This window comes from Vibrio sp. Y176 (genome assembly GCF_033438945.1).
Genome location: NZ_JAWOQS010001054.1, coordinates 1 through 541, shown reverse-complemented (window position 1 = coordinate 541; position 541 = coordinate 1). Strand labels below are relative to the sequence as shown.

Annotated in this window: 1 protein-coding gene; it reads left to right on the top strand. The window is 48.1% G+C overall.

All coding sequences use genetic code 11. From position 1 onward, the window contains the following. Positions 1-541 (top strand): PAS domain-containing protein (locus R7O13_RS30165; RefSeq protein WP_318305632.1); only part of this gene is annotated, 541 nt, incomplete at both ends.

Genomic DNA, 541 nt, shown 5'->3' with positions numbered 1-541 from the left:
TACAGAGCTTAAAGCAAATGATAACGTCCTCAGCACGATGGGTTACAAGCATGAACAAATCGTGGGTAAGCATCACCGAAGTTTCTGTTTGCCTGAAGAGGCAAACTCTTCGGCGTATCACGATTTTTGGAAAAGGTTGGCAAGTGGGCAGTTTGTTACCGACCGATTCAAACGCGTAGACCAATATGGCTCAGTCGTGTGGTTGGAAGCTTCTTACAACCCGATCCATAACGACAGAGGCGAGCTGTACAAAGTGGTCAAATTTGCGACCAACATTACTCAGCAAGTGCTTCAAGAGCAATCCATGGCGCAAGCGGCGCAGTTGGCGAATGAAGTATCTCAGGAAACGGGCACTCAAACCGTCCAAGGCCGTCAAGTAATCGGCTCTACCCTTGAGAAAATGCAGACCCTTTCAGAGCAAATGCAGCAAGCCAATGCCGCCATTGAAGATTTGAAAGCTCACTCATCGAAAATCAGTGAACTGGTGAATAGCATTAGCGGAATTGCTGACCAAACGAACTTGTTGGCGCTCAACGCGGCA